11 protein-coding genes and 2 other annotated features (1 of these 13 only partly in view) are annotated in these 9,576 nt (G+C 27.0%); all 11 genes read left to right on the top strand.

Features of this window, described 5'->3' with window-relative positions:
- Nucleotides 1-68 (top strand) — a sequence feature (ribosomal protein L20 leader region); it begins 63 nt to the left of the window's first position.
- Nucleotides 69-82: 14 nt separating this feature from the next.
- The 11 genes from infC (at nt 83) to CLOACE_RS12030 (ending at nt 9,383) form a co-directional block, all read left to right on the top strand.
- Complete coding sequence (gene infC / locus CLOACE_RS06405; protein WP_070110278.1) at nt 83-604, top strand: translation initiation factor IF-3; 522 nt, start codon at nt 83-85, stop codon at nt 602-604.
- Between the two features lie 22 nt (nt 605-626).
- Nucleotides 627-824, top strand: coding sequence for a 50S ribosomal protein L35 (rpmI, locus tag CLOACE_RS06410; protein ID WP_070110279.1), 198 nt, complete (start codon nt 627-629; stop codon nt 822-824).
- Nucleotides 825-854: 30 nt separating this feature from the next.
- Complete coding sequence (rplT, locus tag CLOACE_RS06415) at nt 855-1,214, top strand: 50S ribosomal protein L20 (protein WP_070110280.1); 360 nt, start codon at nt 855-857, stop codon at nt 1,212-1,214.
- 158 nt (nt 1,215-1,372) lie between these two features.
- Entirely contained in the window at nt 1,373-2,734 is a 1,362-nt protein-coding gene (locus CLOACE_RS06420; RefSeq protein ID WP_070110281.1) for a TrkH family potassium uptake protein, read from the top strand.
- Between the two features lie 10 nt (nt 2,735-2,744).
- Entirely contained in the window at nt 2,745-3,407 is a 663-nt protein-coding gene (locus CLOACE_RS06425; protein ID WP_070110282.1) for a potassium channel family protein, read from the top strand.
- 12 nt (nt 3,408-3,419) lie between these two features.
- Nucleotides 3,420-4,214 (top strand): TrmH family RNA methyltransferase, encoded by a 795-nt coding sequence (locus CLOACE_RS06430; protein ID WP_070110283.1) that lies wholly within the window; start codon nt 3,420-3,422, stop codon nt 4,212-4,214.
- Between the two features lie 52 nt (nt 4,215-4,266).
- Nucleotides 4,267-4,485: a binding site (T-box leader), on the top strand.
- Nucleotides 4,486-4,560: 75 nt separating this feature from the next.
- Complete coding sequence (gene pheS, locus CLOACE_RS06435; protein WP_070110284.1) at nt 4,561-5,580, top strand: phenylalanine--tRNA ligase subunit alpha; 1,020 nt, start codon at nt 4,561-4,563, stop codon at nt 5,578-5,580.
- A 38-nt stretch (nt 5,581-5,618) separates the two neighbouring features.
- Nucleotides 5,619-7,997: a phenylalanine--tRNA ligase subunit beta gene (gene pheT, locus CLOACE_RS06440; RefSeq protein ID WP_070110285.1), complete on the top strand. Its 2,379-nt coding sequence runs from the start codon at nt 5,619-5,621 to the stop codon at nt 7,995-7,997.
- A 93-nt stretch (nt 7,998-8,090) separates the two neighbouring features.
- Nucleotides 8,091-8,678: a cell division protein ZapA gene (locus tag CLOACE_RS06445; RefSeq protein WP_070110286.1), complete on the top strand. Its 588-nt coding sequence runs from the start codon at nt 8,091-8,093 to the stop codon at nt 8,676-8,678.
- 110 nt (nt 8,679-8,788) lie between these two features.
- On the top strand, nt 8,789-9,064 hold the full coding sequence (locus CLOACE_RS06450; RefSeq protein ID WP_175429442.1) for a putative Se/S carrier-like protein: 276 nt from the start codon (nt 8,789-8,791) through the stop codon (nt 9,062-9,064).
- Nucleotides 9,065-9,248: 184 nt separating this feature from the next.
- Nucleotides 9,249-9,383: a hypothetical protein gene (locus CLOACE_RS12030; protein ID WP_278287456.1), complete on the top strand. Its 135-nt coding sequence runs from the start codon at nt 9,249-9,251 to the stop codon at nt 9,381-9,383.
- Nucleotides 9,384-9,576: the final 193 nt, after the last annotated feature.

Here is a 9,576-nt window from a genome sequence, read left to right on the forward strand (position 1 = left end):
TTACTTTATTTGTTTAAAGGAATTAGTATTTTAGGGACGGCATTACCGTCCCTTTTTTATATGTTTTAATTTTACCTAGGAGGTGAAGAATATTAATAAAAATTTTATTATTAATGAAGATATAAGATGTAAAGAAGTAAGAGTTATATCTGAAAAAGGTGAGCAAATGGGAATATTATCACCTAAAGAAGCATTACAAATTGCAGAAGAAAGGGATTTAGATTTGGTTTTAGTAGCACCTAATGCTAAACCACCTGTTTGCAAAATAGTGAATTATAGTAAATATTTATATGAGCAAGCTAAAAAAGATAAGTTAGCTAAGAAAAAGCAAAAGACAATTAATATTAAAGAAATAAGACTTAGTACAACTATAGAAGAACATGATATTGGAATAAAAGCTAATAATGCTAGAAAGTTTCTAAAATCTGAAGATAAAGTTAAAGTAACTATTAGATTTAGAGGTAGAGAAGCTGACTATTCATATATTGGAAATAGAATATTAGATGTATTTTTTTCTAAGGTTGAAGATATATGTGTTATAGAAAAAAAACCTAAATTAGAAGGAAAAAACATGATTATGATTTTAGCGCCTAAGAAAGCATAAGGTATGAGAGGAGGAATTTATTATGCCAAAAATGAAAACTTGTAAAGGTGCAGCAAAAAGATTTAAGCTTACAGGAACTGGCAAAGTTAAAAGAGCAAAGGCTTATAAAAGCCACATATTAACAAAGAAAACTAGAAAAACTAAAAGAAATTTAAGAAAAACAGCGTATGTATCACCAGCTCAAGAAAAAACAATAAAGAAAATATTACCATATCTATAATTTGGGTTATGGATAAAGGAGGTAGTCGAAATGGCAAGAGTAAAAAGAGGAGTTAACTCCCATAAACATCATAAAAAGATATTAAAACTTGCAAAAGGATATTATGGTGGAAAAAGCAAGTTATTTAAAACAGCAAATGAAGCAGTAATAAGATCTTTAAAAAATGCCTACGTAGGAAGAAAATTAAAGAAAAGAGATTTTAGAAAACTTTGGATAGCTAGAATCAATGCGGCTTCAAGAATGAATGGTCTTTCTTATTCAAAATTTATGAATGGAATAAAACTTGCAGGAGTTGACATAAACAGAAAGATGCTTTCAGAAATAGCAATAAACGATCCAAAAGCCTTTACTCAATTAGTAGAAGTTGCAAAAAAGCAATTAAATGCTTAATAAGAAAAGCTTCGTAAATAAAAAGCTTCATAAATAATTTTTATGAAGCTTTTTTTATTTTAGTTTTTAATAATTATAATTTATATATTGAAATTGACAAAGGAGTTTTTGGTGATATAATTGGGTATATATTGAATTTTTATCTTATTAATTAAGAAATGAAGGTGAAAGATTTGCAAATAAATCTAACTAAAAGTGTTACACTTACTCCTGTACAAATATTGGCATTGGGTTTTGCTATAGTAATTTTTATAGGAGCATTTTTATTACATTTACCTATATCTTCTCAAAGTGGCACATCTACTCCTTTTGTAGATTGTTTTTTTGTATCAACTTCTGCTACTTGTGTTACAGGGCTTGTAACAGTAGATACAGGAACTAATTGGACTTATTTTGGAAAAACAGTAATAATGTTTTTAATAGAAATTGGTGGATTAGGATTTATGTCTTTTGCTACTTTATTTGCTTTAATTTTAGGTAAAAAAATTACACTTAAAGAAAGATTAGTAATGCAAGAAGCTTTAAATTCTTTTAATTTACAAGGATTAGTAAAGATGGCTAAGTATATATTAATGTTTACTTTTTCCATAGAAGGAGCAGGAGCAATCCTTTTATCTACTCAGTTTATTCCACAGTTTGGACTAGCAAAGGGAATATATTATAGTATATTTCATGCTATTTCTGCATTTTGTAATGCAGGAATAGATTTGATTGGAAATTTTAGAAGTGTAACTCCTTATTATGATAATCCTGTTATTATACTAACAATTGGAGGATTAATCGTAACTGGAGGTTTAGGATTTTATGTATGGCAAGAAATATATAGTTATGAATCTGAAAAGAGACTTTCTCTTCATTCAAAAGTGGTAATAGGAGCTACAATTTCTTTAATAATAGTAGGAGCTATTTTAATATATTTATTTGAGATGAATAATCCTAGTACAATAAAAAATATGGCTATAAAAGATAAATTATTATCTTCACTTTTTGCATCTATTTCTCCTAGGACAGCAGGTTTTAATTCTATTTCTACATCAGAGATGACTACAGCTTCAAGATTTTTAACTATTATACTTATGTTTATAGGAGGTTCTCCAGGTTCTACAGCAGGAGGAATTAAAACTACTACTGCAGCATTACTTTTTATGACAGTTATATCTGTTATAAAAGGAAGAGAAGATACAGAAATGTTTGAAAGAAGGCTTTCAAAACAAATTGTATATAGAGCATTAGCTATAACTGTTATAAGTTTATGTTTAGTTGTAACAGTAACAATAGTATTGTCTATTACTGAAAAAGGAGCAAGTTTAGAGTATCTTTTATATGAAGCTACTTCAGCTTTTGGAACAGTTGGTTTAACATTAGGATTGACAACTAAACTAACTGTGGCAGGAAAAATAATTTTAGCATTTACTATGTATGCTGGAAGAGTGGGTCCATTAACTTTAGCTTTAGCTTTTGCAGCTAAAAATAGTAATAATTCTATAAAATATCCTGAGGATAAAATATTAGTAGGTTAGGAGTGAAAATATGAGCAAAAAACAATTTATTGTAATTGGATTAGGGAGGTTTGGCAGTTCGGTTGCTAAAACTTTATATGCTCTTGGAAATGATGTTTTAGCTATAGATTCAGATGAGGATAAAGTTCAAAATGTTGCAGATAGTGTTACTCATTCTATTCAATTAGATGGCACAGATGAAAATAGTTTAAAATCTTTGGGTATAGGAAATTTTGATGTAGCTGTGGTAACTATAGGTTCAGATTTACAAGCTAGTGTATTGGTTACTTTAATAATTAAAGAATTAGGCGTTAAAAATATAATAGCTAAGGCAAACAATGAATTGCACGCAAAAGTACTGTATAAAATAGGTGCAGATAGGGTTATACTACCAGAAAGAGACATGGGAGTCAGAGTAGCTCATAATCTTGTATCAACTAATATATTAGATTATATAGAACTTTCACAAGATTATAGCATTGCTGAAATAGCCAGTCCTTCTGAATGGTATGGAAAAACTTTAGATGAATTAAATGTTAGAGCTAATTATGGTATAAATATAGTAGCTATAAAAAGAGAAAATGATATAAATGTTTCACCTGCAGCAGAAGATACAATAAAACCTGGAGATATTATTGTAGCTATAGGAAGTACTTCGGAATTAAGTAAACTTGAAAATTTCATAACAAAATAAAAGGTGATAAAATTGAACAAAATTACAAGCAAGGAAAATGCTATAATAAAGGAAACAAAAAAGTTAAGAGATAATAAAAAATACAGAATGAAAAATAAACAATTTATAATAGAAGGATTTAGGTTTGTAGAAGAAGCTTTAAAGTCTAATTTTCATGTTTCTACAATTTTTATATCAGATTCAGCATATGAAAAAGAGAAAATTCATAGTTTTTTAAATATTAAAAATAATGTAAAATTATATGTTGTAAAAGATTTTATATTAAAGTATATTTGCAGTACAGATAATCCTCAAGGAATAGCTGCTATTGTAGATTATAATAATATAAAAATTAAAAATGAAAAAGGTTTTTATATATTAGTAGATAAAATACAAGATCCGGGAAATATGGGTACTATAATTAGAACAGCTCATGCATCTGGAGCTTTAGGAGTAATATATACAAAAGGAACAGTAGATGTATATAATGAAAAAACTTTAAGGTCAACTATGGGGTCTATATTTTATGTACCTATAATAGAAGATGAAGATTTAAGTATAACAAAGTCATTGAAAAATCAAGGATTTAAGCTTATAGGTAGTTCTTTAGAATCTGAGAAAAATTTTTATAATTTAAGTTTAAAAGATAAAATTATAATATCTGTAGGTAATGAGGGAAATGGATTAAGTAAAGAAGTATACGATTTATGTGATATATTATGTAAAATACCTATGCCTGGAAATGCTGAATCATTAAATGCAGCTATAGCTTCAGCAATAATGATGTTTGAAATAGTAAGGCAAAATTCAGTAAATATAAATAAATAATTGACATTTAACCTAAATAAATATAAAATTTGAGTTAAGGTAAATATTAATATGTTAAACTATGAAAGAGAGAGTAAGTATAAAGTTCTTAACAGGGATAAAAAGTCTTTGACTGGAAGCTTTTTTTAAAAACTTTATATTGAAGTTCACTCTGGAGTTCTAGTTGTGAAGTTTAAGTAGCAATTAGCGGTTAGTTTTCCGATAAAAAATAAGTGGGTATTTTATTATATGCCAACTAGGGTGGTACCGCGGATAGAAGTTCGTCCCTTTATAGGGAGGAACTTTTTATTTTATTAAATATAATATAAGCTAAATATAGCACTATAAATTGAAAGGAGTTTATACTATGAAGAAAAAACTTGAAGATATAAGGAATAGCGCATTGGAAGAATTAAAAAAAGCAGCTAATATATCAGATATAGAAAAAGTAAAAGTGAAATATTTGGGAAAAAAGGGAGAGCTAACTTCTGTATTAAAGAGTATGGGAAAACTTTCTAAAGAGGAAAGACCTGTAATAGGTAAGCTAGCTAATGAAATTAAATGTTATGTTGAAAATTTTGTAGAAGAATCTTTAGGTAAATTAAAATCAAAAGAAAAAGAAAATAAGATAAATAGTGAATTTATAGATATATCTATGCCAGGAAGAAGACAAACAATAGGTAAAAAACATCCTCTAGAGCAAACTTTAGAAAATATGAAAGAAATATTTATTTCTATGGGATTTACTGTAGAAGAAGGTCCAGAAGTGGAAAAAGATTATTATAATTTTGAAGCCCTAAATATACCTAAAAATCATCCTGCTAGAGGAGAACAAGATACTTTTTATATAAATAATAATATTTTATTGAGAACTCAAACATCACCAGTACAAGTAAGAACAATGGAAAAACAAAAGCCACCTATAAAAATGATATCCCCAGGAAAAGTATATAGATCTGACGCAGTAGATGCTACTCATTCACCAATATTTTTCCAAATGGAGGGTTTGGTAGTAGATAAGGGTATAACTTTTGCAGATTTAAAAGGAACTTTAGAATTATTTGCAAAAAAAATGTTTGGAGATAGTATAAGAACCAAATTTAGACCACACCATTTTCCTTTTACAGAACCTTCAGCAGAAATGGATGCATCTTGTTTTGTTTGTAATGGTAAGGGATGCAGAGTTTGTAAAGGTGAAGGATGGATTGAACTACTAGGTGGAGGAATGGTGCATCCTCAAGTTTTAAAAAATTGTGGTATTGATCCTGATATATACAGTGGATTTGCTTTTGGATTTGGTGTAGATAGAATGGTTATGCTTAAATATGGAATAGATGATATAAGACAACTTTATGAAAGTGATATGAGATTTTTAAATCAATTTTAATATAGCATTAATTTAAATAGTATTAAGGAGGAATATCAATGAGAGTACCAATAAGATGGCTTAAAGATTATATAGATATAGATATAAATGCTAATGATTTAGCAGATGAATTAACATTATCTGGTTCAAAAGTTGAAGAAGTTATAATTACTGGAGAGGAAATTCAAAATGTTGTTACAGGTAAAATATTAAAAATAGAATCTCATCCAGATGCAGATAAATTAGTAGTATGTGAAGTAGATATTGATTCAAAAGAAAATATCCAAATAGTAACAGCTGCTAAAAATATGAAAGAGCAAGATATTGTACCGGTAGCTTTACATGGAGCTACATTACATGGAGGATTAAAAATAAAAAAGGGAAAACTTAGAGGAGTAGTATCTAATGGAATGTTTTGCTCTGAAGAAGAACTTGGAATAGCAGATGAAAAAGAAGTAGATGGACTTATGATACTTCCAGCAGATACTCCTGTTGGAAAAGATATAAAAGAAGTTTTAGGAATGAATAGTGCTATATTAGATTTAGAAATAACATCTAATAGACCAGATTGCTTGAGTATATTAGGAATAGCTAGAGAAGTATCAGCAGTATTAGATAAAAAATACAATATTCCAGCTTTAAATTACAATTCTGCTTATAAGCAAAATGTAAATGATTTATTAAAAGTAGATATTAAAGATAAATTATGCAAAAGATATATGGCAAGAGGAGTTAAAAACGTAGTTATAAAAGAATCACCAAAATGGATGCAAGAAAGGTTATTAGAAGCAGGTGTTAGACCTATAAATAACATTGTAGATATAACTAATTTTGTGATGATAGAATTTGGTCAGCCTATGCATGCTTTTGATGCAAGACAAATAACTTCAAAAAAAATAGTTGTAGATAGAGCAAAAGATGGAGAAAAATTTATTACTTTAGATGAACAAGAAAGAACATTAACATCGGATATGTTAACTATAAAAGACAATGATAAAACAATAGCTCTTGCTGGGGTTATGGGTGGAATGAATTCTGAAGTTAAAGATGATACTAAAGAAGTAATTTTTGAATGTGCAAATTTTGATGGCACTAATATAAGAGTAACTTCTAAAAAAGTAGGAATAAGAACAGAATCTTCATCAAGATTTGAAAAGGAATTAGATCCAAACGTTATAGGTATGGCTATGGATAGAGCTTGTAATTTGGTAGAAGAACTAGCTGCAGGAGAAGTAATGGAAGGAACAATAGATGTATATAATGAAAAAATATTTCCTAAAGTATTAGAAGTTGATTATAATTGGATTAACAATTTTTTAGGTACTGAAATAAGTAAAGAAAATATGAAAAATTATTTAGATAGATTAGAATTAAACACAGAAATAAAAGAAGATTTATTGATAATCAACGTACCTACTTTTAGAATTGATATTAATATAAAAGAAGATATTGCGGAAGAAATAGCTAGAATATATGGATATAACAATGTACAATGTACTACAATTAAGAGTTCTGCTATGAAATCAGGGAAAAATATAAAACAAGTGTTAGAAGGAAAAATAATAGAATCAATGTTAGCTAGTGGGCTTAATCAAGCTATTACATATTCTTTAGTTAGTCCAAAAATATTTAATAAAATACTTTTACCAGAAGATAGCGAACTTAGAAATACTATAACTATTAGAAATCCTTTAGGTGAAGATTATAGTATAATGAGAACAACTACAATTCCGTCTATGATGGAGGCTTTAGCTAGAAATTATTCAAGAAATAATGAAAAAGCTAGATTGTTTGAATTAGGAAAAGTATATATACCAAATAAAGATGAAAATCAACTTCCAGAAGAAAGAAATGTGCTTACTATAGGTATGTATGGAGAAGCAGATTACTTTGATTTAAAAGGTGTAGTTGAAAATTTAATAGATAATTTAGGAATACAAAATGTATCTTTTAAAAGAGAAAGTAATAATGTAACTTTTCATCCAGGAAAAACAGCAGCATTATATGTAAACAAAGAGTATATAGGAGTATTAGGTGAAATACATCCAGATGTTGAGGAAAACTATGATATAGAAGAAAATTGCTATATTGCAGAATTAAACTTAGATATTTTATGTAAAAGTGCAAATATAGATAAAAAATATAAACCACTACCTAAGTTCCCTGCAGTTACAAGAGATATTGCTTTAATTGTAGATGATAATGTACTTGTAGAAGAAATAGAAAATATAATTTTAAACCAAGGTGGAAAAATGGTGGAATGTGTAAATTTATTTGATGTTTATAAAGGGAAACAAGTACCTGAAGGTAAAAAAAGTATAGCTTATTCTATAACTTATAGACTTGAAAATAAAACTTTAACAGATAAGGAAGTAAAAAAAGTTCATGATAAAATAGTAAGAACTTTAGAAAACAAATTAGGAGCTCATCTTAGATAGTCTAGCATTGAGTTTAATATATGTTGATTTTATGTTAAAATATATATAAATAATTTTTGTATTATTTGTTATATTATTTAAGAGGGTGTTTTTATGAAAATGGTAACTATCAATATAAATGGCATAGAATACAACTTAAAGGGCGATGAGAGTGAAGATTATCTACATAAGGTAGCATCTTATGTAGATGGTAAAATAAAAGATATAATGGATAATAACATAAAGTTAAGTACCTCTGCTGCTGCAGTTTTAGCAGCTCTAAATGTAGCTGATGATATGTTTAAAAAGGAAGAAATATATATAGAACTTAAAAAAAATATTAGTGAAATAAAGGAAAGAGAAAGTAAATTAAAGGAAAATTTAAAAACATTACAACAAAAGCTACAATATGCTAAAAGTGAAAATGATGAATTAAAGAATAATTTAAAAGAAAATATAAAAGAAATTAATAATAAAGATACATTAAATAAATTAGAAAATAAATTATTAGAGTTGGAAAAATCTATAGAAGATTATAAAAATGAAAATCAAAAATTGAATTTAGAAAATAAACAAATGAAATTTGAAATGAAATCTTATAAGTACAAAATAATTAATTTACAGCAGAGACTTATAGAAAATCAGATAGATTTAGTAAAAGAAAAAAAACAAAATCATCCTCTTTTAAATGTAGAGCGTTAAAGTATTAAAAGAGACCTATTTCTTTTGAACGGAAATAGGTCTCTTTTAATATATATAATAATATATTGTTAATAGTATAGAAACTATGATTTTCATTAGGGGGGATTATTGTGTCCTTTGATTTTTTAAATGAATGTATTTTAGTATTTGAATCTGATAATGAAGCAAATTTTATATATAACAATATTATTAGAAAAGGATTTAGTATTCAATTAGTTTCAAAACCTTGTGTAATTTCATCGCCATGTACTCAATGTATTAAGTTAAGAGAAGAATATATAAATATGGTTAAAAAAGAATCAGAAAAAAATGATATAAAAATAAAAGAAATATACAAAATAATAAAAAATGGATATAGAAATTCTTATGAATTAATTTCATTTTAAAGCAGTTCAGGAGTAAAAAACACTCCTGATTTTTATTGCAATAAATAGGCAAAACTAAATTTATAAAAAAGATATGAATTACTTACGTATTAAAACTAAGATATAATTAATAGTAAAATTATATAATATATTGTATAATATGATATTGTATAACATGCGGTATAATTGTTTAGGAGAGATGAAAATGAAATATATAGAATTATTAGCTCCAGCAGGAAATATGGAAAGTTTATATGCAGCAGTACAATCAGGGGCAAATGCAGTTTATTTAGACCAGCTAGTAAAAGTCAATAAAAAATTTTTAAAAGTTTATTTTTAAAAAAATGTATGACAAAAAGGCATTGCTCAAAGAACGAACAATACAAAAATTGGTAACAGTTTTTGCGGCCGATTAGGCTGCCGGATTATTGGAGTTTTCAAGATACATTTTATGATGAATTTTTGGTAAACGCTGCTCGTATTCTTTTTGATCACGTAGAACAGCAAAAATATAGTTAACAAGTTTATGCATA

This window comes from Clostridium acetireducens DSM 10703 (assembly GCF_001758365.1).
GTDB classification, from domain to species: Bacteria; Bacillota; Clostridia; order Clostridiales; family Clostridiaceae; genus Clostridium_C; species Clostridium_C acetireducens.